Origin of the sequence: Ornithinibacillus halotolerans (assembly GCF_014637405.1) — a bacterium.
GTDB lineage: Bacteria > Bacillota > Bacilli > Bacillales > Amphibacillaceae > Ornithinibacillus > Ornithinibacillus halotolerans.
The window spans coordinates 15311-42153 of record NZ_BMEY01000028.1 but is presented as its reverse complement, the minus strand read 5'-3'; the positions used below and the strand labels follow the sequence as shown (position 1 = coordinate 42153).

30 protein-coding genes and 1 pseudogene are annotated in these 26843 nt (G+C 35.1%); 9 read left to right on the top strand and 22 right to left on the bottom strand.

Going from position 1 to position 26843, the window contains the following annotated elements:
• Window positions 1-230: 230 nt before the first annotated feature.
• The 3 genes from IEV35_RS18665 to IEV35_RS18655 are packed head-to-tail and all read right to left on the bottom strand — an operon-like array spanning window position 231 to window position 2367.
• Entirely contained in the window at window positions 231-878 is a 648-nt protein-coding gene (locus IEV35_RS18665) for a sporulation delaying protein family toxin (protein WP_188386170.1), read from the bottom strand.
• 39 nt (window positions 879-917) lie between these two features.
• Window positions 918-1844 (bottom strand): sporulation-delaying protein SdpB family protein, encoded by a 927-nt coding sequence (locus tag IEV35_RS18660; RefSeq protein WP_188386169.1) that lies wholly within the window; start codon window positions 1842-1844, stop codon window positions 918-920.
• Window positions 1828-2367 (bottom strand): SdpA family antimicrobial peptide system protein, encoded by a 540-nt coding sequence (locus tag IEV35_RS18655; protein ID WP_188386168.1) that lies wholly within the window; start codon window positions 2365-2367, stop codon window positions 1828-1830. Before IEV35_RS18655 ends, IEV35_RS18660 begins: the two co-directional genes overlap by 17 nt.
• Before the next feature lie 331 nt (window positions 2368-2698).
• Here IEV35_RS18655 and IEV35_RS18650 point away from each other — a divergent pair, with 331 nt between their 5' ends.
• Genes IEV35_RS18650 through IEV35_RS18635 form a run of 4 tightly spaced genes read left to right on the top strand, consistent with a single transcriptional unit; the run spans window position 2699 to window position 4670 of the window.
• Entirely contained in the window at window positions 2699-3070 is a 372-nt protein-coding gene (locus IEV35_RS18650; RefSeq protein ID WP_229740809.1) for a thiol-disulfide oxidoreductase DCC family protein, read from the top strand.
• Between the two features lie 35 nt (window positions 3071-3105).
• Window positions 3106-3579 (top strand): DUF1648 domain-containing protein, encoded by a 474-nt coding sequence (locus IEV35_RS18645; protein ID WP_188386166.1) that lies wholly within the window; start codon window positions 3106-3108, stop codon window positions 3577-3579.
• A gap of 24 nt (window positions 3580-3603) precedes the next feature.
• Window positions 3604-4290, top strand: a complete 687-nt coding sequence (locus tag IEV35_RS18640; RefSeq protein ID WP_188386165.1) for a YhfC family glutamic-type intramembrane protease — start codon at window positions 3604-3606, stop codon at window positions 4288-4290.
• Window positions 4287-4670 (top strand): DUF3887 domain-containing protein, encoded by a 384-nt coding sequence (locus IEV35_RS18635; protein ID WP_229740808.1) that lies wholly within the window; start codon window positions 4287-4289, stop codon window positions 4668-4670. Before IEV35_RS18640 ends, IEV35_RS18635 begins: the two co-directional genes overlap by 4 nt.
• Before the next feature lie 79 nt (window positions 4671-4749).
• Here IEV35_RS18635 and IEV35_RS18630 read toward each other — a convergent pair whose 3' ends face one another.
• The 5 genes from IEV35_RS18630 to IEV35_RS18610 form a co-directional block, all read right to left on the bottom strand.
• Window positions 4750-5667: a stage II sporulation protein P gene (locus tag IEV35_RS18630; RefSeq protein WP_188386164.1), complete on the bottom strand. Its 918-nt coding sequence runs from the start codon at window positions 5665-5667 to the stop codon at window positions 4750-4752.
• Window positions 5654-6193 carry an RNA polymerase sigma factor gene (locus IEV35_RS18625; protein WP_229740807.1) on the bottom strand — a complete coding sequence of 180 codons (540 nt, stop codon included), beginning with the start codon at window positions 6191-6193 and terminating at the stop codon, window positions 5654-5656. The genes IEV35_RS18630 and IEV35_RS18625 overlap by 14 nt, the downstream gene beginning before the upstream one ends.
• A 485-nt stretch (window positions 6194-6678) precedes the next feature.
• Window positions 6679-7959, bottom strand: coding sequence for a helix-turn-helix domain-containing protein (locus tag IEV35_RS18620; RefSeq protein WP_188386162.1), 1281 nt, complete (start codon window positions 7957-7959; stop codon window positions 6679-6681).
• An 86-nt stretch (window positions 7960-8045) separates the two neighbouring features.
• Entirely contained in the window at window positions 8046-8483 is a 438-nt protein-coding gene (locus tag IEV35_RS18615) for a hypothetical protein (RefSeq protein WP_188386161.1), read from the bottom strand.
• A gap of 283 nt (window positions 8484-8766) precedes the next feature.
• Window positions 8767-9153: a DUF3021 family protein gene (locus IEV35_RS18610; protein WP_188386160.1), complete on the bottom strand. Its 387-nt coding sequence runs from the start codon at window positions 9151-9153 to the stop codon at window positions 8767-8769.
• 424 nt (window positions 9154-9577) lie between these two features.
• Here IEV35_RS18610 and IEV35_RS18605 point away from each other — a divergent pair, with 424 nt between their 5' ends.
• The gene (locus tag IEV35_RS18605; protein WP_188386159.1) at window positions 9578-10858 is read left to right on the top strand and encodes a helix-turn-helix domain-containing protein; all 1281 of its coding nucleotides are present in this window, start codon (window positions 9578-9580) and stop codon (window positions 10856-10858) included.
• Between the two features lie 14 nt (window positions 10859-10872).
• Window positions 10873-11016 carry a hypothetical protein gene (locus tag IEV35_RS18600; protein ID WP_188386158.1) on the top strand — a complete coding sequence of 48 codons (144 nt, stop codon included), beginning with the start codon at window positions 10873-10875 and terminating at the stop codon, window positions 11014-11016.
• Window positions 11017-11191: 175 nt separating this feature from the next.
• Here the strand turns inward: IEV35_RS18600 and IEV35_RS18595 are convergent, their stop codons facing one another.
• The 6 genes and pseudogenes from IEV35_RS18595 to IEV35_RS18570 all read right to left on the bottom strand — a co-directional run bounded on the left by IEV35_RS18595 (window position 11192) and on the right by IEV35_RS18570 (window position 16352).
• Window positions 11192-11350, bottom strand: a complete 159-nt coding sequence (locus IEV35_RS18595; protein ID WP_188386157.1) for a hypothetical protein — start codon at window positions 11348-11350, stop codon at window positions 11192-11194.
• Between the two features lie 14 nt (window positions 11351-11364).
• Window positions 11365-12294: a tetratricopeptide repeat protein gene (locus IEV35_RS18590; protein ID WP_188386156.1), complete on the bottom strand. Its 930-nt coding sequence runs from the start codon at window positions 12292-12294 to the stop codon at window positions 11365-11367.
• 120 nt (window positions 12295-12414) lie between these two features.
• A pseudogene (locus IEV35_RS20480) lies at window positions 12415-12582 on the bottom strand (helix-turn-helix domain-containing protein); the annotation flags it as partial.
• A gap of 97 nt (window positions 12583-12679) precedes the next feature.
• Window positions 12680-15139, bottom strand: a complete 2460-nt coding sequence (locus IEV35_RS18580) for an FtsX-like permease family protein (RefSeq protein ID WP_188386155.1) — start codon at window positions 15137-15139, stop codon at window positions 12680-12682.
• Window positions 15136-15903 carry an ABC transporter ATP-binding protein gene (locus IEV35_RS18575; RefSeq protein WP_188386154.1) on the bottom strand — a complete coding sequence of 256 codons (768 nt, stop codon included), beginning with the start codon at window positions 15901-15903 and terminating at the stop codon, window positions 15136-15138. The genes IEV35_RS18580 and IEV35_RS18575 overlap by 4 nt, the downstream gene beginning before the upstream one ends.
• Window positions 15904-16196: 293 nt before the next feature.
• Window positions 16197-16352, bottom strand: a complete 156-nt coding sequence (locus IEV35_RS18570; RefSeq protein WP_188386153.1) for a hypothetical protein — start codon at window positions 16350-16352, stop codon at window positions 16197-16199.
• 58 nt (window positions 16353-16410) lie between these two features.
• Between IEV35_RS18570 and IEV35_RS18565 the strand changes: the two genes are divergently transcribed.
• A complete protein-coding gene (locus tag IEV35_RS18565) occupies window positions 16411-16779 on the top strand; it encodes a hypothetical protein (protein WP_188386152.1) in 369 nt (122 codons plus the stop codon).
• Window positions 16780-17104: 325 nt separating this feature from the next.
• Window positions 17105-18178: a beta family protein gene (locus IEV35_RS18560; RefSeq protein ID WP_188386151.1), complete on the top strand. Its 1074-nt coding sequence runs from the start codon at window positions 17105-17107 to the stop codon at window positions 18176-18178.
• Here the strand turns inward: IEV35_RS18560 and IEV35_RS18555 are convergent.
• Window positions 18090-18719, bottom strand: coding sequence for a sce7726 family protein (locus tag IEV35_RS18555; RefSeq protein WP_188386150.1), 630 nt, complete (start codon window positions 18717-18719; stop codon window positions 18090-18092). The two genes, IEV35_RS18560 and IEV35_RS18555, sit on opposite strands and share 89 nt — an antisense overlap.
• A gap of 899 nt (window positions 18720-19618) precedes the next feature.
• Here IEV35_RS18555 and IEV35_RS18550 point away from each other — a divergent pair.
• Window positions 19619-20347: a D-Ala-D-Ala carboxypeptidase family metallohydrolase gene (locus IEV35_RS18550; RefSeq protein WP_188386149.1), complete on the top strand. Its 729-nt coding sequence runs from the start codon at window positions 19619-19621 to the stop codon at window positions 20345-20347.
• Between the two features lie 100 nt (window positions 20348-20447).
• Here the strand turns inward: IEV35_RS18550 and pdxA are convergent, their stop codons facing one another.
• The 7 genes from pdxA to IEV35_RS18515 all read right to left on the bottom strand — a co-directional run bounded on the left by pdxA (window position 20448) and on the right by IEV35_RS18515 (window position 26790).
• Window positions 20448-21461 carry a 4-hydroxythreonine-4-phosphate dehydrogenase PdxA gene (gene pdxA, locus IEV35_RS18545; protein ID WP_188386148.1) on the bottom strand — a complete coding sequence of 338 codons (1014 nt, stop codon included), beginning with the start codon at window positions 21459-21461 and terminating at the stop codon, window positions 20448-20450.
• Window positions 21462-21578: 117 nt separating this feature from the next.
• The gene (locus IEV35_RS18540) at window positions 21579-22562 is read right to left on the bottom strand and encodes a Gfo/Idh/MocA family protein (RefSeq protein WP_188386147.1); all 984 of its coding nucleotides are present in this window, start codon (window positions 22560-22562) and stop codon (window positions 21579-21581) included.
• 74 nt (window positions 22563-22636) lie between these two features.
• Window positions 22637-23272, bottom strand: coding sequence for a 3-hexulose-6-phosphate synthase (hxlA, locus tag IEV35_RS18535; protein WP_188386146.1), 636 nt, complete (start codon window positions 23270-23272; stop codon window positions 22637-22639).
• Window positions 23273-23286: 14 nt separating this feature from the next.
• Window positions 23287-24237: a sugar kinase gene (locus IEV35_RS18530; protein WP_188386145.1), complete on the bottom strand. Its 951-nt coding sequence runs from the start codon at window positions 24235-24237 to the stop codon at window positions 23287-23289.
• Between the two features lie 30 nt (window positions 24238-24267).
• The gene (gene rpiA, locus IEV35_RS18525) at window positions 24268-24951 is read right to left on the bottom strand and encodes a ribose-5-phosphate isomerase RpiA (protein WP_188386144.1); all 684 of its coding nucleotides are present in this window, start codon (window positions 24949-24951) and stop codon (window positions 24268-24270) included.
• A gap of 73 nt (window positions 24952-25024) precedes the next feature.
• On the bottom strand, window positions 25025-26311 hold the full coding sequence (locus IEV35_RS18520; protein WP_188386143.1) for a TRAP transporter large permease: 1287 nt from the start codon (window positions 26309-26311) through the stop codon (window positions 25025-25027).
• A complete protein-coding gene (locus IEV35_RS18515) occupies window positions 26311-26790 on the bottom strand; it encodes a TRAP transporter small permease (RefSeq protein ID WP_188386142.1) in 480 nt (159 codons plus the stop codon). The genes IEV35_RS18520 and IEV35_RS18515 overlap by 1 nt, the downstream gene beginning before the upstream one ends.
• Window positions 26791-26843 lie beyond the last annotated feature (53 nt).

Here is a 26843-nt window from a genome sequence, read left to right as displayed (position 1 = left end):
ATAAAACAATACCATAAAATAGAGCATACTTTTTCTTTTTTTGTGTATTATTTATGAATCTTCATTACATTATTATGGGTTTGGGTTTTTAGGTTTTGAGCCATCGCAAAGCGATTTCGTTCTTCTTATGCTCCCGGGCCAGTTACAATTTTAAAACAAGCATGAGAACCGTTCCTTTGTCCACTTTTTCAATCCCCGGATCCGTTTTTATCGGTTGTAAAACGATGAACTTAGTTAAAAGTAGTAATAATCTTATCGATGAATTGTTCTTTTACTAGTTGAGTCGTTTTATCGTTTACAGAGTCAGGACCCCAGAAGTATTTCTCCCCATAAATTACTAGATATGCTGCTGCTGCTCCTCCAGCTGTTGCTACAACAACATGAGTTACTGCTGCCCCAGTTGTCACTGCAGCACCTGCATATACGAGCCATCCTACCGCTGCCACTGCATTCAACCCGATTCCATCCTTGGAAGCAGTTGTCGTATCAATTCCTAGTTCGCTACGGTCAACTAAGTTTTCGATTGCTTTATCAAGCAAACTATTAAGCTCTGTAAAATTCTTCTCTAATTTCACATAGTTACTAGAGTAGATATTCTCTTCAAATCGATCAAAGAATGTTGCATCTAGTTGACCAATTTCGCCAACTAAAAGATCAACTTGCTCGATTACCTCCTTGCTGTTGTTTATTTCAAATTCTTCGTCAGTCCATACACCCATATCTTTGGCAGCGTCACCGACTCCAAAGATAATTCCTTTTAATAATTCTTCACCCGAATATTGTTTTGCATTTGCTGAATCCCCAGCAGCAAATACATTTAGCGGTAATATCGATAATATTAACGCGAATGAAACTAATACAGATAAAATTCTTTTCATCTTGTTCTCCTCCTAAAAATTTTAATTATATTTTTTTTATTAACTAGCCCGTTCTAAATAAATTGGTTCTTCTTCTTTATAAGCATCCCCCCCTTTAAAGAATTTGAATGGTTGATCAAGCGGTCGTAAATACAGAATTAATGCGCCAATCATAGTGATAGAGAAGCTAGCTAGTCCTAGCATTAAAGCGAATATTTCGTGCATTACAATACCGATAATTAAGTAATAATTCCATGCACTCTTCGGAGCGAAAAAGGCTGCAAACAGCACAAACTGTAAAATTAACGTCCCCCATGTTGGTAATACGACGAGAGGACCATTTAATATTGGATTTACTAGTGTTAGAAAGATGTCATTTAGTCCTAACATTGGATCGTTCAAATAATAGTAAACCGCCGTACCATCTCTCCACTCTGGATTAAATAACTTGGCAATCGTGGAATGAAAATAAATCACCGCAACCTGGACTCGAATAAAGAAATACGGAACTGCGGTAAACACTTTATGTCCTTCACTAGGAAGGTCAGCCCGATCCCAGTGCCATTTCCTTGAATCTGCTAGTGTAATAGGGATTAATAAGAACGTAAGCACAACTGCTACTTGGTCCCCACCATCAAGCGTCGCTGCAGCAGTATTGAAACTATAAGCTATGTACCAGTGCAGTATTCCGGTATAACGTGGGCGCCAACCAGACATAATGACGATTAGACCAATGACAAACAACCATTTCACAATCGTGAGATAAATCGTTTCATTAGGAACTAGATTGAATAAACTAATTGCCCCGATACCTGAAGGGTAATCATCGATTCCAGCCATCGGACGAAACAATGTATCGGTAGAATTAAATAAAAGGGTGACTAACGTACCTAGCGCGATAAATGATCGGGCAAGCCCATATACATTACTTAACGGATTAAAATTTAAAACGGAATGATTGATTTTTTCGTTAATTACTTTGAACATCGACGTTTAACCTCACAATCTTAGAAGGCATATCTTCTTTATCCACTTTCTTTGCCCAAGCCCAAGGAACACTTTCCTGGACGACAATTCCGATATCCCCTTTTATCGTTGGGGATGGTGAATCGTTTGTGACATGAATTACATTCTCTTCATTTTTAAGGCATTCGACTGGTGTTAGTTCACATTCTGTCATCGCTTGGTCTCCAACTTGCGCGAAGATTCTCCCCATCTCAATCCCTTGAGAACGTCCAAATCGTTTTAAGCCAGCCCAATTTTTCAGTGTCATATTAGGCCAGTGAGCGCCTAGTTCTTCTGATTCCAAATCAATGACATAGAAATAGCTCTCTCTTGGATCTTTACTAAAAAATCCCCACCCTTGTGGAAAATACTCCATAACTTTTGCTGATACTGCATCTGGAATTTTGATCGGACTTGGAGGTAAAACTGGTGCAATAGAAACATAGAAGAAAGTCAGAAAAGCGATAAAGTAAACGATTAGAAATCCTTTGTTTTTGCGTTTCATAAAGTGAAAATACCTCCCTTGGAAATTTTTACACATACTAATCTACCACATAAAAAGCCTTACAATTTTGTGAAAGTCGAATAACAGTTCGACAAACTTCGTACAAAAAAGGTGCCTTTTTAGCCACTTTCGACACGAACATAAGTTCTTATTGGGCAACCCGTCCAAAGTATTGAAAGTAAATTCCAATTATGTATAATAGTCACTATATTTGGTTATCAAACAGAGGAGATGGTGCTTCATAACGACAACTCATCAATAGAAAAATAACTTTTCATTGGAACCAGGTGAATATGTTCATAACGAATACATGTGAGCGAGGTTAATAAAAATGCTTAATACTTTAACTGTTTATTATGATGGGAATTGTTCCTATTGCAGACAAACGGTGAACAAATGGATGAAGAAGGATAAGAACAACTTATTAAAGTTTTCTTCCTTTAGAGAAAATATTCCGATGGAAATGGCGGATTACAAAGATAACCTTTCGGAAGAAATGCATTCCTTTGATGGGGAGCGTGTTTATAAGGGGTTTTCTACTATCGTAGAAATTAATAAGAGAATTAGGCCTAATCCTTTCATTCGTTTTTTTCTCTACCTTTTAAAAATAACGCAGATTGGATCATTAGGTTATAAACTTGTAGCCAAAAATAGATTCTATATTTCTAATCGAACGTGTAAAGATGGTAATTGCCAAATCTAAGAAACAAAGTCATAACAATCGAAGGGAAGAAAAACATGAGGAAAAGTAATGGGTTGTCTAAATTTTTAGCGTTAGTTTCTATCATTGCCCTCATCGGCCACATCATCCATCTAGTTGTTGCATGGGCGGATGTTCCAGACGAGATCGCCATCCACTTTACGAATGGTGAACCCGATGGTTGGGGACCTAAATTTATGTTACTGATCATGCCAGTAATCGGTCTATTAATTTGGTGGTTATTAGGGTTACTTGCGAAACATCCAGATAAGTTAAATTACATTAATTTAACGGATAATAACCGAGATATGCAATATAATATGGCGAAAAAGGTTATCATCGTTATTCAACACTTAGCATTTTTAACATTTCTATCTGCTAATGAGGCATTTCTACTATATGCCATCGATGCGAATACAACTATTTTCATTGTCCTATCTATTGCCTTACTGGTCTTCATTCCAATCGTGTTAATTTACAACTTAATCTGGGCAGCACGATTAAAAGCCTAATCTGATGAAGGAGACTATACAATCGTGTTCGGTATTATTTTTTCCATCTGTATTAGTATTGGAATACCACTTTTCGCATTAATTTATGCCTGTGTCAAAAGGCACTACATACCCTTCTTTCTAGGTGTATTGGCATTTGTTATTTCGCAGCTTTTATTCCGCCTCCCACTTTTAGATTACTTACAAAGTCATAGCACCACCTATTCCATGCTTAGCATTATGAATCCCGTCTTATTTGCTATCGCAATCGGTTTGTCAGCAGGAATTGTGGAAGAGCTGGCACGTTATATCATGATGCGCTTTTTTATGAAGCAAAGGAGCTTTCAAGCTGGCTTTTTATTTGGTACAGGTCATGGTGGAATAGAGGCTGTTTGGTTTGTAGGTATTAGTGCAATCAGTATGTTGTTCTCTCCCCTAGCCACCTTTTACAATATAGACTTTCTTATAGGTGGCACCGAACGTTTCTTTGCACTAATGCTACATATCGGACTATCGATCATTGTATTACATGGTGTGATACAGAGGAAATTTCTATTTGTAGTCCTAGCCATTTTCATTCATGGATTCATCGATACGTTAATAGGAATATTCCCACTTATATTCGAGTCCACAAACCATGTATTAATTGCTTCCGAAGTTTCCTTAGCAGTAACTGCACTAGTTGTTATTAGCTACAGCTTTTTATTAAAAAGGAGGAATATGTTTTCATGAAGAAACTAATCTTACCAATGTTTATCATTGCATTGATGCTCGTACTTGTTGCATGCGGTTCGGATGATTCAGATCCCAATACCGAAAAATATAGTGAAAAAGCAGAAGAAGTCGTATCGTTATTAAATGAACATAAATATGAAGAAGTCCATGCGATGTTTGATGAAACAATGGAACAAGGATTATCATTAGAAAATATGAACCAATTTACTCCTGTTCTTGAGGAATCCGGTGATTTTGTAGCGTTTGAAAAAACATCCGTTGATGAACAAGATGGCCTTTATGTCACTGTCGTCATTGCAAAGTATAGTAATTTAAATCGTGTATACACGATTTCGTTTAATGATAAAGATGAAATTGCAGGGCTGTTTATTAAGTAAATAAATTGCTATCCGAGATGGAAAGAAAAAAGACGATTTAAATAAATAAATCGTCTTTTTTTAGTCTGACTTTTTGTTTCTATTCTAATTTATCAAGGATATCAATAATGACTTCAGAGAGAATCTTTGCGCCTTTATATTCTTCCTCTAAAGTATTACCAATACCACCTATTTGAATTAACAATGAGTTTTGAAATAAATCTTGATTGTATATACCTGAATTTGAACCTTCTGTCGTTGAAACTCCTCTTGAAACACCTGGATACTTATTCTCCAATGTCTCGTGGAATAGTTCGGCAACTTTCAGGTTCTCTTCATATTTAGAATTATTCTCTGATATAATAATGGATATTTTCGGCACTTCAGCCTCGTCTATGTTCGTCGTAGTACTATCTCTATCTATGGAGTCTCTGTGTATATCTAGCACTAATTTTAAATTCTCGTGCTTGTCTAAAACGTCTTTAACTATCTCCCTAGATAGGCTGTAAGATTCGTTGTATTGCAATCCATCATTTTCAATTTGCTTCATAATATCAGTATTATCGTGTAGAGTGGGGATTCCTTCCTGTTCTAATAAGTTAGCAAGATGTTTTCCGACCATCGTAATATTCTTCTCATCATCGTGTGCTTTATCTGGATCTTCTATATCAAGAAGAGGCATAAAGGACTCTGTATTGTGTGTATGGTATATAAAAACGGTTGGTTCTGAACTATTTATAGGGGTATTCACAGTATTTTTTTGATTTATTGTTGATAACAATGTTTGAAAAGAACTGGTTACATATTCTGTTCCATTGTAAAATGACAACCATATAATGAAAGTTAACGTTAGAGCTGTAGCGAGGGTATATTTCATTTTCTTTTGAAATTGGTATCGTTTATTACTTCTATTCGCCTCAGTAATTAATTTTCGCTTTGTTTCTCGCACAAACTCAGGCCTAGGTTCCAACTCAAAAGAATTCTTTATGTTGTCTAATAGCTCCTTATCCGTTTGCATTTTCGAAAACCTCCCTTGACGGTATTAGTTTCCGTCTAAGTATTTTTAAAGCACGATGATAATCTACTTTCACCTTAGATTCCTTACAACCTAGTATTTCTGCTGTTTCTCTAATGGAGAATTCATTAATTCCCCTAAGTATGACAACAGCTCTATAGTGGGGCTTTAAGGATGTGATCGCTGCCCTTATTAGTTCCTTGTTTTCCTTCTCGTCTACTACTTGTTCGGGATTGTTGCTCTCTTCGGGAATTTGATTAAAAAAGCTATCTTTGAATATAGAAGTAAATTTTTTTCTTCTGAGGTGATCAATTGCTGTATGCTTTGCTATAGAAAGAATCCAGGTAGATAATTTTGATTGGTAATTAAAATTCGAACTATTTTTAAGAACCCTAATAAAAACTTCCTGAGTTAAATCTTCTGCTTCGTTACGATTACCAACAAAACAAATCAAGAATTTATACACGTCCAAATAATGCCTCTGATAAATTAGTTCTATATCTCCATTTAACTCAGTTGAATTAGTCAAGATCATCCCTCCTTTTTTGCTACTCATCATATTAATCGAATGAGCATTAGAAAAGGTTACAAATATTTATACATTCTAAAGATTTATTCAAAAAATATTATGAATTGACTTATAATTATATAGTAATACAGAACAGGAGGAAAATGATGATGGAAAACTGTAGTAGAATGTTTTTCCCAAAAATTCTATTTCAACTTTGTATCCTGCTTATTTTTTTAGGTGGTTGTGGGGTTATCGGCAACCCCACTCCAAAAGATTTTGAGTAAATATTGGATCTCCCGATAGTGATGATGATTTCTTGGAACAAATGAATCAATTAGTGATATATATAAAAATTCTGTTCCATATTTATTAAAAAATTTAGAGAGAGTCAAATAGAATCTTCTTTAGCTAACGCGTGCGCTAGTTCAAGAAGAAAAATAAACAGAACTAAACAACGCTTGAATTTTTTCCAAGCGTTGTTTTTACTAGGGTATCCCCCACTCTTAACTCCCTAACCTTATACACTCTTGCGATCTCATAATTTGCTTATACATCTGATTGGCTTTTTTATGATGATTAGCCTGTTCATACATCTGAGCAAATAGCTCGCCATAAAAAATAACTAAGCTCCACCGTTTTTGTTCCTTAAAATACTCTACCGTTTCGTTTTGTAAAGCAATGATTTCTTCCATCGTAGGAACGTGGAATAACACACTTTGAAAGATACGAATTTGATAGACATATAGTTTATCCGTCAGTTTACTACAATGTTTAAAAGCATGCTCTAGCCAATTGATCGCTTCTGTCCATTGATCGAGCTTATAATAGCAACGAACTAAGTTAATATACGTAATCATCTTATTATTTTCTTTGCTAATTTTTCTTTCATATTTTAAGGATTCAAGATAATACTTTATTGCCTGATGATAATCTTCTTGATTTTCATAGCAATTCCCGAGATTATTATAAATCATCCCTTGATAATGTTCATGCTCTTCTTCTGGTAAATAGGTAAGTATCTTTTTGGCATGACGGTAGGCACGAATCGATTCGTCCCATTTGTGAATATTGTTATAGCAAATCCCTAATATGATTTGGCAATCTATCGCATGCTCCAAAAGATAATTCTCATTAAAAAGTTGTAAAGCCTCAGTTACATAATGAATGGCCTCATTATACTCATATATGTTTTTATAATTAAAGGCGAGGTTATAAAAAAAGATTCCTAACTCATAAGCATCCCCTAAGTGTCTATAACCCGAAGTTTGAATAAGCTGATTAGAAATCTGTACAGCCTTCTCATATTCTCGATTAAAAGAATGATAGATTAAATAATTATTAATATAGATGAAATACGTACGATCCAATTTCTTTTGAATCATTTCGTCCATTTGGCGCAACCTTTTATAAGCCGAATCAAACTCTCTATTGCGGATTAAATACTTACAATAGACAAGCTCATATTTCATGATGGCGTCTCCTCCAGCTCGATTGGCCAATGACTCTAGCTTCATCATATCCGCTTCCGTTACCTCTTCGCTCCTTACTAACTTCTTATAAACTAACTCTAGTTCCTCATCGACATCGATCGGATTATCGTTTTTGGGAACATCCATACCAAGTCGTTGAAATAATAATGTATAAATATGCTCATCAGCAATTACCCGATTATTTTCTATTCTACTTAAATAAGATGGTGTACAGATCCCAACACAAAGCTCTTCTTGCGTAATCGCTTTTTCCATTCTCTTCATCTTAATAATCTTACCGAATGAAATAGTCATTTTTACCTCCTGGTCTCTCACAATCTTGCATATTTAAACATTACCATTTTGGTAAAAAATTGTAAATTATGAAAAAAGACAAAAAATCATTTATCCCCTTGCTTGAATTCGCGCTTCAGCCACTCTCCATTTACATTAAAATAAACACCTTCTACTAGACTGACATCAACCTCTGGATTGTCAGACATAAAGAGAATTCGAATTTGTTCATTCTCCATAACTTCCATCGGCAATTCAAACTTCTTACTACTTTCCCAACTTTCGATCGTAAAATCTTTTTTATATTCCATTGCTTGGCCGGCCACTTCATTATAATGACCGTCTAGTTCTGCGGCATGGAGAGTTATCTTCTTCTCTGGTTGAATTGTAACAACAAAATACGATATCTCTGTTTCTTCATCTTTATATGTTGCAATACTCGTAATCCCAAGATCGTCTACACTAATTATTTCGTCTTGGCAACCACTAATTACCGTGAAAAATATAGTTAAAATGAAAATCCTTCTCCACGATACAAACCTCATCGACCCCACCCCATTTTCAAAGATCGTTCATCCCATAACTAGGCTAATCGCACCAGTTATTATATAAATGTTATCCCATCCCAAATCACTAGTCACGTGTGTAATTCAAGTACCAAAACCACCTATGAGAGCCAAATTTTTAAACAATTTGTGTAAGAAAAACACTTTCGACAAAAACCAACAAACTTCGGGAGGTGTCAGACACCTATATAAAGACACCTATATTAGAAAAGTAGAGGGACGGTTCTATCTGAACCATCCCTCTACTTTTCTACCTCACCCTCTAAGCCTCTTCCGAATTCCGATTACCAAACCATCTGAACAAGTTAAACATAACGAATGTCACGATAAATAACGCGATCCCTGCCTTATTAAACTGCATATACACATGCCATACATCACTAAAGGAATTGACCGGATAATGACCACTTATTAGTAAAATTGGAAAAACTGTTATGAGCATGGATAAATAATGAGCCAAAATCTGTTTCCAATACTGCCATTGTTCTATTTGATATATAATGCTAGTTAATCCTAATAAAAATGCGATAATAGCGTTATAAATATATAGATTAAAAGTTTCTTCAATTCCTTCATATATCAAGGAATATACAAGCAAAATAGCAAATAGAATTACTCCCCTAATTAATCCGCTTTTAAGTAGCTGCATCAATAATCCCCTTTCACCTAATACATTCAATCGCTGATCTGATAAAGAAAAATAAGTCCCGTTTTCCACTCGATTAGTAATTTTGCACTAATTATAACATACTATATTTTCTGATAATGTTGGGAAAGTCTATGTCTGAAAGTAGGAAAAAACAGACGAAAAATTTCCTACTTTCCTATCCTATTTCCTACTCAAGAAAAGATAGTGCCTGTTCATACAGTAGAAAAACGGTTTGAAGGGGACTGTCCCCAAACTAAACGCAAAATTTATCCATTTCCAAGGAAAATTTTCCTCATAAAACCACCTTTTTACCCCTTAACCTTACCCCCTTCAGGAAAATTTGAATTATTAGAAAATGGTGCTTTTTGCCTGGTAATATTTACTTATTATTCTTATAATTAAAGTAGTGAGGGGAGGTGACTTGTTGTATCATATCGGGCAAAAAATAAAATACTTTCGTATCCAAAAAGGACTAACGCAAACGGAATTGGCAGAAGGAATTATTTCTTTTTCTTACTTATCCAAAATAGAAAGTGGAAGTACAATGCCTAATCCAGAAATTACTGGATTACTATGTAAAAAGTTAGGTATTGATCCAAATGTCATTACAGAATTTGATGCAGACTTTGAAAAGTGTAAACAGTGGTTTAAAAGCTTGCTTTCGGGAGACAGAAATCAAGCAAAAGAACTCTTTGAAGAGATCGATAGCCAAACCGAATTGTATTCTAGTGAATTACTTGTGAATTTAATAGAAATAAATAAGCTTCGATACTTCATGCTTACGAATCAAGCGGATCGAGCTGCTAAACAACTACAAAATCTGCTAAGGATAAAAAGCACTTTCAATAAATTGGAAAAATATTATTTCTATAAATTTAGAGGTGAGTATTTTTACTCAAAATGTTCTTATTACGAAGCATTGGAGTTGTTTCAATCTGCCGAAAACCTAATTCATGATGAACTCTTTTATAAAGAAGAGGAAATTAGTAATTTGTTTTATCTTATTGGAAATACTGCGAGTAAGATTAGACAAGTTCACATAGCTTTTCCTTATGCGTTAGAGGCGCTAAAATACTATCAAAGCCAATACGATTTATTTCGATGTGCCTATTGCCATATTTTATTAGGAATATGTTACAGACGAAATAATGAAGTGGAAAAAGCAAAAGAAAGTTATGAGATGGCCATAAAGATTGGAGTATCACTAAACAATCCTAAACTAATTTCCCTCTCCAATCAAAATATCGGGGCTCTATACTCCTCAATAGGGGACCATATGAATGCCATTGAACATTTTAAAAAAAGTTATGAAACACATCCTGGTACATACACCCCAAATATAAACATACTAACCCCTATAAGTAGTTTAATGAAAGAATACTATAAAATGAGAGATTACCCGAATGCTATTTTCTGGTTGCAAAAAGGGAAAGAACGAATAGAGACCGAACATATGGAAAAGTCTAGTCTCACCTATGACTTTGAAATTTATGAACAATTACTCTTGCATCATAATGGCCACCAATTAGAGAAAATCTTACTGAATGAAGTATTTCCATACTTAGAGAAAAACAGATTATACTACCAAAAACAAATCTATTTTCATCTTTTAGCAGACCACTACTACGATGAAAGACGATATAAGCAAGCAGCAAAGTATTATCGTAAAGCTAATCACATATTGAAATCAATTTACAATGAATAACGGAGGAATAACAAATGAAAAAATTTGTACGTATGCTACTATTCATACTGGCCTTATCTTTTATTACATCACCTGCTAATTATGCGCTTTCTATTAATGATGGAATGGTTTCACCAAACAATGAACATGAGACAGAGCCTGGACCATATCCAGAATGAGATATTGAAAATCATTAATAACGCGACATTGTTAGTTTCTGGCCACACTGAATCAGGGCTAACTATTAAATACCCTTTTAAATAAAAAAGTAAGCTAGTGTGAAATTCGGTATTGTACCGAACTTACACTAGCTTACTTTTATTTTAGACTTACAACCTCTTCCCCATGCCCCAATTACTTCTCTACCACATACCTATGTATCGGATCTGGCAACTCTTCATCTCCTAATGTTCCTACAATCACTTCATCATTAAGCGCTACGACACTTTCTTCCGTGACCGTGAAAAATAATAGAGTTACTGTTACCATTAAAATTAGTCTTAAATATTTCATCTTTCATACCTCCATTAAATATTTATATATTCTTTTAATAAGAAATAGGCTTCTTTAAACTTTTTATTTTCCTCATAATTATTTGTTAATAGTTTAATAAATTCTCTTACCGAATCAGAGTCACCTCTCTGTTTAAAAAATGGCATAGCAACATTCTTTATATACAGATCAATGTCTTGATTTGTTATTAAAAGGATTAACACTTGTAATTTAATTTCATATTCTTTATCACGGAACTCTTTCGCAAGAAATAGCCCCTTCATTGCCCATGTCTCCGCAAGTTTTTTCTCGTTAAGACGATAATATTCCTTTGCTATTAAATAGATCGTCTTCGGTTTCGTTGCTTTCTTATCCTTCAAAACAATACTTTCTTGATAATATTTTATTGCTAGTTCACTTTGCCCACGCTTGGAATATAGTAGGCCAATGTTATGAAAAACTTTTGCTTTTAAGGAATAATTATCCTTCTCTTGTTCTAGTATATTATGGTAAATTTCTAGTGCTTTATCGTACTTCTCTAATTTATAGTAGTTTACTCCAAGAATTAAATTACAGTTCGTACATTGCTTATAATCCATCTTTGCAACAAAAGTTTCTAAAGCTTTTTCTGCATAATAAGTAGAAAGATATAATTCATTTTGTCTACTATATATTAGCGACAAAAGATAGTAAATTTCCTCCATTAATGGATAGTCTGTTGCTTTTTCTACTTGTTTCAAGTAAGTTAAGGCTTCCTCTAAATCACCTAATAAATAATGATACAACCCACATATTCGTTGGTATTCTGTAGTCATTTCTTCATCAAGATAATCGATTAATTTTTCCGCTTTTTTATAGTAACGTTCAGCTTTCCGATTATCGTTATGTAAGATGGACATTCTAAGGTGGGCTAATATAACAATCAAATGAATAGAAGGATTCCTATTATCTGCGAATTCACTCATCATATCTTCATAATGTGCCTGTGCTCCATCGATACGATTCAGTCTTAGATCATAAGAAAATGCGTTAAATTTCTCCTTTATACGTAATAGTGAATCCTTATCTAATAGAAGTTCTGAAGAAGGAGCACCTAATCGGTCAGCTAATAGATTAATTATTTCCGTACTTGGGGTTACTTGCCCGGATTCAATTTTACTGTAATACGATACAGAGCAAATCCCCTTGGCAAGTACTTCTTGAGTTAATTTATTCTTTTTTCGATAAAAGAATAAGCGCTTCCCTAAATCCAGTTTGATTCCCCCCTAGTTTCTTTTCATTAGCATTTCCATTTTTCTGTCTATTTTAATTTTATTGACTATTTTACCTGATTCCATTATATACCATTTTCTATTTATTTTCTTCGGTTAATTCCTGCAAAAGAGGATATTTCCCAATCCTATTAATAAAAGGTACCAATACCGATAAAATCACGATGATGGATATAAGGATAATACTAATTAAAAGCAACACATCAACATACATAGGCACTGGATCAATTAATCGTATCGCATAGACTAAGATAACTCCGATTATAAAACCTGATACCATCCCCATGGATATATAGAGAAAGACTTGTGTTAAAATAAATTTCCTTAGTTCCTTTTTCGTTAAGGATACTGCTCGTAACACCGCAAATTCTTTTCTTTTCATATGAATAGTATTAATTAATGTATTAACCACTCCTAGTAACACACTAAACATAATGATAAATAAGACAATAATAAGAATATACCAACGTTGGATAAACATCTTATCAGCTTGCTCTAATGCTTGGTTGAGATTACTTATGCTGAGCTCCGGATACTTCTGCTCCACTGCCTCTAATTGCTCCATCGTTTGTTCTATATGGTCTGTTTGAACAAATGCGATACCAAAAGTAGCATTAGAGAATTCAAATACGGTATTGTTCCAATCGATGAGCATACTACCCCAATCAGGCATATTTTCAGCTATTGAAGCGACCGTTACATCACCTGAAAACGATTCGTTATCTAAATTCCACATTTGAATTTCTAACGTATCACCAATCTTTATTCCATTCATCGCAGCGAATTGTTCTTCGATAATGATGACATTCTTGTCCCATTCAAAGGGCTCAACTAATCCTTGTTCGATTAGTTCTTTCAAATCTGCAAAGGCATAATCCAATGGAATCGATTGATTATCTTTTCTCAGCATGGCCTCACTGTATGTACTTTGCATACTGATACTCTTTACTTCGTTTATCTTCCCTATTTCATCCCTCAAAAGTTCCCTGTCCAAATTGGCGTTTATTCCAACTTCATTTTTGATAATAATATCAGCTCGGTGTTGATCCTGAATATAGGATTGCTGGTTCATATGAATCGATTTCATCACGGTTGAACCAAAGACCGAAATCGTCATCATTAGACTAATCCCTAGGATAATAAACATATTCTTCCTTACTTGTGGAATTAGATTTTTCACAGATAAATAAGAAACACGCCCGAATATACGATTGATGATAGGTGCTATTAGTTCGAATACTTTCGAAAGATAAATTGGAAATAGACAATAAAAGCCTATTAAAAATAAGAAGACACCGAGTAGTATGAATAGGGCTAAGTTTGATGATAGCGCTCCGATTAGTAAAAATAGTCCACCACCTATGATCGATATTAGTCCGGTCCATTTAATGACATTACGGTATGGTATATCTAGCTTTTCATTATCTTGCATAACAACCATCGGTAGTATTTTCGTGCTTTTAATCGAAGGATACAGCATAAACAGTTGAATGATAGTCATACAGCTTATCGTAACGACGAAAGCAATCCCAATATTTACTCCTGCATCTGCAACGGATATCGAAAATAAATATTCCATCCAGGACTTTAATAAACGATAACTAACAAAAGTAAACAACAACCCTAACCCAGCACCAATAACATTAATCACAATCGTTTGTAAAAGAATGATGTGAAATACTTGACCTCTAGTCGCACCCATCGAACGTAAAATCGCTAATTGGTTCTTATATTTATATAAGAAAATATCGAAATTCGAAATTAGGATTAAAGAAGTAATTACTAATATGAGCAGGGACAATACAATGATAAACTGATTAAGCAAGTTTAAATTTACTTCTTCAAAAGAATCTGCTTGTGCTACTTCCATGGTTAACATTGGATCCAATTGTCTAAATTTATTGATATAGGCAAGCAAATCGGAACCAGGCTGTAACTTAATTAAAATCGTTGTCGCTTCATTTGTACGTTGACCATCTAGTTCTTGTATAGAACTCCTCGGCATGATGATATAATCTTGCTGTATTTCTTCTAACATACTATTATCGCGAAGTATTTCTTTTACGGTAAATGCTTTACTTTCAACCGTTATCGTATCACCTAGTTGAATCCCTAGATTTGCTGCTAGTCTTTCAGGCATGATGACATCTTCACTCTTCAAATCCGTTTGAAAATGATATCTCCCTTTTGCTAATGAATCATTCTCCACCCCTAGAGCGAGAATCTCCTCACCCATTTCGTCCAAGTGTAAAGGCGTAATCCAAACTTTCGAATATGCTTCCACCTCATTTGATACAATCTCTTCCATTAATTCGGAATCAATATAGTGATCCTGATAAGCATCGTATCCAACCGATACATCCATCTCTCCATATTGTTGCTGTACATCTTCTACGAGTAATTGCTTCCCATCGATGATGAACATGAGCAATGTATTAATAATGACGATCGATAACATCACGCCAATGATGGAAGAAACGACGATAAATTTGTTCTCTCGCAAAAAGCGTCCGGCCAGTTGTTTAACCGATTTAATCATAGCGGACTCTCCAGAATACGTTTGAATTCATGCATAATCCGCTCCATATCCGATGAGTCTTCTCGACATTGATATTCATTTTTAATACGTCCATCATGAAAAAAGAGTACCCTATCCGCAAACGAAGCAACATATGGCTCATGTGTCACAAGGACAATACTTTGACGCATTGATTTATTAATTTCCTTAAATATATCTAGAATACTGTGAGACGTATTAAAGTCTAAATTACCAGTTGGTTCATCCGCTAGAATAAGAGGTGGTGAGGTAATTAATGCTCGGCAAATGGCCACCCGCTGTTGTTGTCCACCGGAAAGTTCTAATGGACGATGCTTTCGCCATTTCGTTAATTGTACTAACTCTAGCAATTCATTTACTTTCTCTTCTATCGTAGCGAAATCTACATTTTTTAAGATTAGAGGCATTGCAATATTTTCCTCTACCGTTAAATCCTTTAACAGGTGAAACGATTGGAAGACAAACCCAATATTCTCCCGGCGATAAGTTGTTGCATATGGTTCTTTAAATATATTCTGATGATCTACTACTCCACTAAAATCAATCTCACCTGATGTTGGCTCATCCATAGCACCTAATATATTCAATAATGTACTTTTACCTGATCCACTCGTTCCCATGATAGCTAGAAACTCACCTTTAAATAATTGGAAATCAACATCCTTTAAAGCTTCGACTTTTTTATCAGCACGTTGATACACTTTAGTTAATTTCTTGACACTTAGGACAGTTTGGTTGTTGTTCATGTTTAGTACACCTCTCAACTACATCGTAAATGAATGTAAGAGAATTTGTTATTGGGAAAATTTATTCATTAACTTTACTATATAAGTTACTTTTCAATATAATTCGACAAACTTCATCACTTAATGAGTAAAAAATTGCAAGATACTGCTATAATTCGACAAAACTTAAGCAAAAAACATGCCCCCTTGGAACTTGGGACATGTTGCCTGAACTATTGTCTACTCACTCTCTTTACGTAAAAAGATCCATACTAACTTACTGAAGTCATAATCATTTTTTTACTATTAGATAGTTATTTAATGTCTTTATCTCCATAGAGCTTGTATTCAAATGGTTCACCGTTTTTTAAATTAATTCCTTTGATTGTTACAGGTTTAGAATTCTTCTTTTTTTCTTCTATAAAAGCTTTTACTTTCTTTTTTTGTTCATTACTGAGCTTCTTACTCATTTGATCACCTCTCTTTATTTTCAACCTCCGGGACATGATGCCTGTCCCCATGTCCCAAATGAGTAGCAAAGGAAATATAGATAAAGATATGATTTTTTACGGAATTATCTTTTTAATACTTGTGATGGGTGCAGTTGCTGCTGTATATCAGAACGAGATACCTATAGCTGTTTACTTTGGATTTAATATTTTTGCTTTTGGGATGGTTATATCTGAATTAGTAAAGCAATTACATAGAACTTTTGGAAGTCTTCTTCTTTTTATTTCGATTGGTTTATCAGTAATAATACCGATTAACATAGAAAGTACGGAAATAATGACAAGATACAACTATTTTCTACCTTTCGCTGCAATAGCTATATCACTTTGTATATTTGACATAAAAGAGAAATTTATAGCAATAAAAAATGACAGAGAGGAAGCCTAGTAGTTACTACATATAATACTGAAATATAAGAGTGATTTCATATAACTTTTGTAGTATTATTGACTTATACAAAATACCTATCATAAATAACTTATAATAAAGAGAAAAATTAAAGTTAAAGAAAGTAACGTAGTTAAACCACAAACTAAAAGATGGTTTAGGTAAAAACTAATATTTTGAAATATATGGGTATTCTAACCAGAAAAACAACATGACATTTTTTCATGTTGTTTTTCTTTTTTTAAACCTATTAAAGGGGGTGATTTAAATAGAACTATAAGAAACGAAGTAACTTCGAAAAATATTTAAAAAGGGAGGAAGTCAGGTGTCAAAAGCTAAATACTTTCCGATTTTAAAATGGAAATCCGGTGAAAAACAAGCACTAACTAAGCTATCAGATGATATTAAGGATGGAATAGCACCAATAATTGAAATAGTTGAACCAGATGATTTTTCAAATATAATTTCATTTACTAAGGAATTACACGGAATTAATAGAATTTATTATGACTGCAGCTATATCGAAGAAGGAAGTGAGGGATACTTAGAAAATCTAATATTCCAAGCAGCCCGTGAAGAATTATCAATATTTCCTGTTTTGTCTTATGATGAATTTAAATATAGGTCTAATAATTTCATCGAGATAAGTTCAGAAATACTTGTAAAAGTTCCCATTCCTGTTGACTTTGAAGGCGATTCATACGAGAAAATATTTTCATTACTTGATACATGGAAAAGTAAACATGGGTTAAAAGTAAGTATTTTATTAGATTTAGGACTTGTGGAGGATAGAAGCAGTGCCAACAGACAATTCGCGGAACTAAAACGGGTTCTTGGAGATTATATTAGAAACTCAAGTTTCCAAAATATTATAATTGGAATTACTTCTTTCCCAGATGATCTCTCAAACATACCATCTGGTGGTGAAGCCTTTTATACAAGATATGATATTAAGATCTTTGAAATGTTAGTGAGTTCAAAAGATTATAATGATTTAAGAGATTTTATTAGTTACTCAGATTACGGTGTAACGAAATTTACTGACTCTGAGATAGATTTTTCAAGGTTAAGATACGGGATACTTCCCAAGGCTAGATACACTACAGATGATAGTTACTGGATTTCAAAAGGACAAAGAAATAATGAAACGAAGGAATGGATAAAAAATCACCAGTCACTAGCTCAATCTATTTATAATTCTCAATATTACTTTGGTGAAGACTTTTCATTCGGTGATTATGATATCATGGAAAGAGCGTTGGGCCATGTTAAAGACAATCCAGAAAAAAAGGTCGGACCAGGTGGTAACACTAATTGGGTAACAAATGCTGTTTCTCATCATATAACAGTTGTAGTGAATGAGCTTTCCAGGATTTTCGATTTTTCAAAGTTGACTTAACAAAGGTCACAATAGTCTCAGAATCTATTGACTCAGTGACTATCTTAGACAAGTCTCTTCTAGTTTTACTATTAATACCCTTGGTAATACCATTTTGACTTAATAAGCTTATTAACTCTGGTTTCCAAAGCATCAGACAAAGGTTAAAGATACTTACAGAATCATTTAGTTTTGGTTCTTTGATGACATTTACTTTAAATGTATTATCTTTATTACTGCTATTCACACTATAAATACCCCACCACTTAGGAACTATTTCTACAGCCTTGTTTAAGTGTTTCTCAGAAACAACTAAAGTTACAGTGTCAAACACTTTATTATAATAATTAACTTGGGTTTGAAGTCGTTCTAGTGTATCATGTTCGCTTTTGATTTCAAACCCATGTATTTTACCATTGATGACCGCTATATCCATGATTGCAGATCCAGAACAAACGTCTAACTCATGTACTATAATCGTGCTTGGGTCATTTATGAATTCTGGTGTTTTGAAAAACTCATTCATTAATATAATCCGTATATCCTTATCATACAATCCCATTTCCTCTCACTCCTAGCAAGAAAAATTTGTTTAAATAAATTATAGCTATCAGATTTACTAATATCAAACATTAAATTGATATAACAACCTTTACTATTAATAAAGATAATTATTAGTACCTACGCTTTTTTTACTATTATTTTTACTCATTAAATAACATACGCCAGTATCAAAACTATTAGAACTACTCCTTTAAAACATACAATATAATGTACAAACTACCTACATCATTCCCAATAAATACGATTAATCTTTTAGGCTTCATATATTCTTTATTAAATATTATCTACATGACTCAATTACTCACTAAAATACATTACTAATACTGAATTAGAACATTATAGACTTAGTAGGTTAATAACTATTACAATAGATTTCTGTTCTATTGCTCAATTTATCTAACATACTAATATCGATGGAAACTAACTCATTTACGGGGACAGCCAACATGTGAAGTAATTTGCTAAAGATTTGCCCCGCCTTAGCATGAGTACAATCCCTACACATGTTATGCTGTAATAGCAAAAAGACCCACCCCACTTCCCATTTTCCCTACAGAAGTCCCCCCTCACATTTAGCACTTTTGACGAATATCATCCCGTACCTCTACATGGTAAGATAACTCCGACTACAAAACTTATTAAATTAGGATTATTCCGCAATAAGGAGGTGTGATTTAAGGCGAATTTCATTACCTTTTTTTCTGTTAACTGTTAAATTCCACTAAAAGTAATACTCCTTTACCTCATCAAACCACAACAAAATATCTACTATTAAATCGCGTCTCTACATAATTAATTTCTGCTAACTAACAGGAAGGGGTAAGCGAAAGAAGCCTGATCGGAATTCAATTTATATAAGTTTTGTACTTACCAACACTATTCTTGGGAGGTAACAATATGAAAAAAGCCTTTAAAATGTTAGTTAGTGTAATTGGATTTACAATCTTGATTTCACTAGCCATGACCGTTTTTGATACGAATGAAGCGTCTGCCTATAACTGGACTCGTACGCTACAAGAAGGTTCCAGTGGAAATGATGTGCGAGAGCTACAAATAAGAGTAGCTGGCTGGGCTGCAGATTCCCCTAGAAAAACATATCTCGCGGTTGATGGACATTTTGGTCCTGCTACAAAAGCAGCGGTCAAGCGATTCCAAAGGGCTTACGGATTAGTAGCAGATGGAATTGTTGGTCCTGCTACACAGGCAAAATTAAATAGTTTAGAACGTTCAACTGGAACGAAGAACTTTGCGTATAGTGAATTTTACTCAACTGATGGCAGTGTCTTTAGTGGTGGAAAAGTATCCGCTACGACGGTTAGAGAAAATGTTCGGAGACAGATGTATAAACTCGAAGCCGTTCGCGTTAAAATTGGAAACAAACCAATCGTCATCAATTCTGGATTTAGAAGTGTTGCCCTGAATAATCGAATTCCAAATGCTTATTATAACAGCATGCATATGTATGGGGTTGCCGCTGATATTAAAGCTCCTGGTGTTTCCTTAACCACTCTATTAAATGCAGCGAAATCTTCCGGGTTTAGTGGGGCTTATAATGGAGGTACGTATATCCATCTCGATAGCGGAATCGAATATCCATATGGCGAACAGTATTGGTATTGGCCTTAAGTTAAAGTTAATCAACCATAAATAAAATATAATTAAACAGGCGCACTATCTCCACAAGAAGATAGTACGCCCGTTCTTTAGTCTAGAGATTTTCTAAAACTTATTCAATCGTTTCTCTTGTAAACTTCGGTGCATACTCTGCTGCTAATTTGATACTTTCTTCCAAACTAACACTTGATGCAACGTTTTTCCCAGCGATGTCAAATGCGGTACCATGGTCGACAGATGTTCTTAAAAATGGTAACCCATTTGTAATCGAGATAGTTCGGTGAAAGTCGGTCATCTTGGCAGCAATATGCCCTTGATCATGATATAGAGATAAGACGGCATCATAATTTCCTTGTAATGCCTGGTAAAAAACAGAGTCTGCTGGAACTGGACCAACGGCATTAATTCCATGTTGTACGGCTGCTTCAATACCTGGAACGATTTCTTCTACTTCTTCCATTCCAAATAGGCCACCTTCCCCACCATGTGGATTTAATGCTGCGACAGCAATTTTTCGTTTCTCCACACCTAGACGCTCGAGGGCTTGATCACAGCGAACAAGATAATCACGAATCCGTTCTTTTGTCATTTGCGTTATTGCATCTTTTAAGGATAAGTGACGTGTTAAGAAAAATATCCGCAAATCACGAACTTGAAACATCGTTAATGGATCTTTCGTATTGGTTAGGGACTCGAGCATTTCTGTATGCCCAATATAAGGAACTCCTGCTGCTTTTAGCGATTCTTTATTAATCGGTGTTGTCGCTAACGCTTGTACGCTACCTGTTTTAGCTAGCGTTACAGAAGTTTCCACGTATTCGTAAGCTGCGCGACCACATTGTGCTTGAACGACGCCATATTCTAGTTCATCCATATTAATGTTTTGAAGGTCAATTAAATCAATCGTTCCATATTCGTACAGTCCTTCTTCTGGAGATGCAATAACATTGACTTGTAAATCCTTTTCTACAATCTGTATTGCTTTTTCCAGAACACGTAAATCCCCTACCACTAGAGGTTTGCACATATCATAAATCTCTTTATTGTTTAACGCTTTTGCTGTAATTTCAGGGCCAATTCCTGCTGGATCCCCCATTGGAATGGCAATAATTGGTTTTTCACTCATTGTCTTCTTCCCTCCACGTAAGGAAAATAATGCTTAATCTATATCTAATATTACTGGATAGAACGCAACTTACCAAACGTAAAAAGAAGCATGAGAATCATCCCCATGCTATCCTTCCTACCTCTCACTACCATAAATAATATTATTCTGCTTTCGTGCTTCTTCTGTGATGGAAAGTGTGAGTAAGCTCAGTTCTTTTAATCGATTATATTCCTCATTGTTTTGACTGGTAATAATCTGTAAAAAGTTAGTGATTTCATACTGCATATTATCTTCTAAACTATACGTCTGTATAGGTTCTTCCTGACCAGAAGAGTTATCAATATATTTCATATCCAATATCGACCCAGCATCATCAAAAAGAATACTTCCATTTTCTCCTTGAATTTCGCACGGGATATAGGATGTGGAGATTTTAGAACACATGACTGTAGAGACAAAATTATCATATTCTAAGGTAAGTGTTCCGCTCCCATCTACTCCAGACTCCAACATATTAGCAACATAGGAGACCTGCTTCGGTTTTCCAAACAGGCTAACCGCAAGAGCTAAAGGATATATTCCCAAATCCGTAAGTGCTCCCCCTGAAAATTCCGCAGTAAATACATTTGGTCTACCACCAGCAAGGTATTCTTTATATTTAGAAGAATAACGATTTCGATGGAGAATAGTGGAAGTGACAGGACCAATTTTTTCAACTGCATGTTTTAACACTTCGAAATTAGGCGTATGAATGTTTCGGATCGCCTCAAATAAATATACACCGTTTTCCTCTGCTACTTGAAATGCTTCTTGAAATTCTTTCGTATTTGAAAATATAGGTTTTTCACAGATAACATGTTTTTTATGTTGTAGAAATAACTTTGCCTGCTCAAAGTGTAAAGAATTTGGAGATGCGATATAAATACAGTCTAATTTATCACTCTTAGCCATTTCCTCCAAGTCTGTATATACAAAAGGAGCTTGATGTTTTTCTGCAAAATCCTTTACCTTCTGTTCGGAACGGGAATAAACAGCAGTGAGCGTGAAGTTATTTACTTCCTGTGATGCTTGAATAAAAGAAGAGGTTATCCAGCTCGTTCCAACCGTACCAAAATTCATTTCCTCAACCCCTTATATAATTGATAAGTTTAAAACAGCTGGTTTTCCACAAATAGAAAACCAGCTCTGTTCGTTTAGTTTTTGTTTGCAAACTCATTCATTAATCGTTTCATTTCCGCTGCAACTTCACCTGGCTTTTCTGCCTTTGTAATCGCACTTCCTACGATTACTGTATTTGGTGCTTTTTCTAATACATCTGGCAGTGTTCCCAAATCAATCCCACCAGCAACGGTTACCTCAAATGGAAAATCTTCAACTAGGGCGAAGTGACTTACATCGAATTTCCCTTCACGCTGCTTGTCTTTTCCGATGTGAAGACTGACTAAATCGACACCTAGTTTTTCTAATTCCTTGATTCGCTCTGGATTCGATACTTCCAGTAAATCTACCATGATTCTCGTGTTATATTCTTTTGCTACTTTCATCATATCTGAAATCGTTAAGTCGGAAGATAAAGCCATCACTGTTGTAATATCTGCTCCTGCTTCAAACGCTTGAATAGCTTCATGTCCGCCCGCATCCATCGTCTTCATATCTGTAACGATTACCTTTTCTGGGTATGCTTTTTTTACTTCACGGACAAACGCCATCCCGTATTCCTTAATAACACTCGTACCAACTTCGATCCAATCAATCGATTCTCTAGTCTCATCAATAATACGTAGGCATTCTTCTTTTGTTAAACGATCCAATGCTAATTGTAAGTTCATTTGTAAAACACTCCTCATCTTTCTATATTTTCCTTTTCACCTAGAAAGATTTTTACATCTTCTAAATATGGTAATCCTTCATTATCACCTTTTACACTGACAACCATTGCCCCAACGGTGTTACCAAATTCTAGTGACTTTTTCAGATCCCAGCCGTTTAATACACCATACATAAATCCTGCATTAAACCCATCACCAGCACCAACTGTGTCGACTACTTTTCTCGCTTTCTTCGCTTCTACCTTAATCACTTCATCATTATAATAGCCAACAGAACCTTTGTCTCCTTGCTTAATAGCGACATAAGTAATTCCGATTTCCTTCGCTTTACGAATAATCGCCTCTGGGTCTTTCACTCCCCAGATTATTTCCATTTCTTCATCGCCTGCTAGTAAAATGTCTACATGTGGTAGAATTTCAGAAAGATAGTCTCTTGCTTCTTCCTTGCTCCATAATTTCAAACGAATATTCGGATCGAAGGACACTTTCACACCATGCTTTTTAGCCAAGCTTATTGCTTTTTCAAAGACACGTCGATTAACAGGATCAATCGCTGGATAGATTCCTGTCAAATGTAGAACCTTTGCATTTTTAAAATAGGACTCATCTAAATCTTCTGGAGTTAACGTTAATGTTGGTGATTTATCCCGGTAGTAAAAAGTCCGGACAGAACCATCCTCCATAATTTCTTTAAAATTTAAAGAGGTAGGATATCCTTCCACGAAGTCAACCTGGGATACATCCACTCCTTCACCTCTTGCAAAATTGCGGATATGTGTACCAAACTCGTCCTTCCCTAACCGACTAATCCAACCGGACTTCAGACCAAGCCTCGTGCAGCCAATCGCAAAATTCAACTCCGCTCCACCGACTTTTTTATCAAATGAATTTACAAATCGTAATGGACCTGTCGCCGATGGATCAAAAACAATCATCGCTTCCCCAATTGTAATGATATCGTTCATGTTAGTTCCTCCTGTTATCCGACAATGCTGTTATCTGTTCTTGGTAATAATCTCCGTACCTTGTTCATTTCCAATAATGACAATATCCGCCATATTAACGAATAGCCCTGTTTCCACAACACCTACTAATCCTTTGATCTCTTCATGAAGAAGTTCGGGTTGCTCAATGGCTTGGAATTGACAATCTAAAATATAATTGCCATTATCAGAAACAAAAACCTTTCCATCCTTCATCCTCAAAACAGGTGTAGCCCCTAAATTAGCAATTCGCTTCGCAGTGACTTCATAGCCAAATGGCACCACTTCTACTGGTAATGGAAATTTCCCGAGCGTTTTTACTAATTTCGTTTTATCAGCAATTACGATAAACTTTTCTGCAAGGATATCTACGATTTTCTCTCTAACGAGGGAACCGCCTCCACCTTTTGCCAACTGAAGTTCAGAATCGATTTCATCTGCCCCATCAATTGCTACATCAATTTTTTCCACGTTTGAGAAATCAACTAACGGGATGCCAAATTCCTTTGCCCAGCCTTCTGTTCGTTTCGATGTCGGTACACCTTGTATAGTTAGACCATCTTTCACAAGTTCACTGACCTTTTTCATCATCCAATAAACAGTGGATCCGGAACCTAGTCCTATCGTCATCCCATCCTCAATATATTCTACAGCCTTTTCACCAGCTAACTTTTTGTACATCTCTAATTGTTCCATTATAATGTCTCCTTTCCCATAGGAAGTAAATAACTCCAGCAACTGGACTGGAGTTATTTATATCCCATTCTATCTAAAATAAGCTCGGATTAATTAGCTTCGGTATAAAGAATGCAATATCCGGGAAGAACGCGACAAATAGGAGCACGACTAGGATAATCGCAATATAAGGAAGCACTGCCACAAAGGAGCGTTCGATTGACATCTCTCCAATTTTCGATGCCAATAATAAACATAATCCATAAGGTGGCGTAATTAGTCCAACCGCTAATGTAATAACAACAATTAATCCTAAGTGAACAGGATCAATACCAAACGCTGTTGCAGATGGTAAGATTACCGGCACAAACAAGATCATCGCTGGAATCGCATCCATAAATGTACCAATAAATAGGAAGAATGCAATGATAATAATTAAGAATACTGCTTTAGAACCAATATTATTAGCAAAGAAATCTTGAGCAAGAGCACTTAACTGATAGTAACTCATTAATTCACCAAGCGCACTTGCAGCCGCTAAAGCAAATAAAGATAATGAGCTTAGTGCCAATGTATCAAAAAGAATCTTTGGTATATCTTTTAGTTTCAATGTTTTATAGAAAAACATACTAATTAATAGTGTATATAAGGAAGCAATTGCTGCTGCTTCTGTTGCCGTAAAGATTCCTGTCGTGATTCCACCAATAATAATAATGATGGTGAATAATGCTGGAGCCGATTCTAGAGATAACTTAATAAGTTTACTAAGTTCTGCTCGTTTGGACTTCGGATAGTTTCGTTTAAGAGCCACAATGTAGATGAATACCATCATTCCTAGTCCAATTAAAATACCAGGGACAATTCCACCTAAAAATAGTGCACCAACGGAAGCGTTAGCGATCCCAGCAAAAATAATCATTGGAATACTAGGTGGAATAACAACACCGACTGTGGAAGAAGCTGCTGTTACTGCAACTGCTGTCTCCGTATCATACCCATTTTTCTTCATACTAGGAATTAAAATCTTCCCTACGCCTGCTGTATCTGCTTGGGATGCTCCAGATACACCAGCGAAAAGCATTGAAACTAGTATATTCGCATGAGCTAGTCCACCACGAATAGAACCAACAAGTGCAAGAGCTAATTCAATTAGTTTAGTAGAAATTTTACCAGAATTCATTAAGTTAGCTGCTAGAATGAATAAAGGAACAGCTAATAATACGAAAGAGTCTAGTCCGTTTAACATTTTCATTGGAACGGTAATCTCAGGAACATATGGAATGTTCATGATTCCTAATAAAGCGACAATCCCAATAACAAAGGCGATAGGGACTCCAATCAGCATTAAAATGATGAATAAACCAAGCAGTATGAATCCCATTATGCTTGTCCCCCTTTCCATTCCTTCAGATGACCAATCATATGGTTAATCGTATAAATAACCATCGTTCCACCCATAATTGGTATCGCAATCCAAACATAGCCCATTTTTAATTCTGGTATCGATGTCCAATTGTAGTTCCAGAACTGTTGGCAAACTTGAATACCATAGACAAAAATCGCAGAATTAAATAGTAATAAAACTAAATCATTAAATAACTTTACAGAAATTAATTTTTTACCCGTTAATTTTTTCAGAAGAATATCGAAATTGAAGTGTTCGCGACGGTTTACCATAACTGCAGCACCCATAAACATAGCCCAAATAAATGTATTTGAGGCCATTTCTACTGTCCATATGGCAGATATACCTAAATGTCTAGTGGTTATTTGATACAAAATTACGATAAAGAAGACGGATAAAAACATAACCCCTAACGTGATCTGTATTTTCTCAAGTATGTTAACAAAGCGTTTCATCGTAATCCTCCTATAAAACTAAAGGGGGGCTAGTATTGCCCCAACCTTTAGCT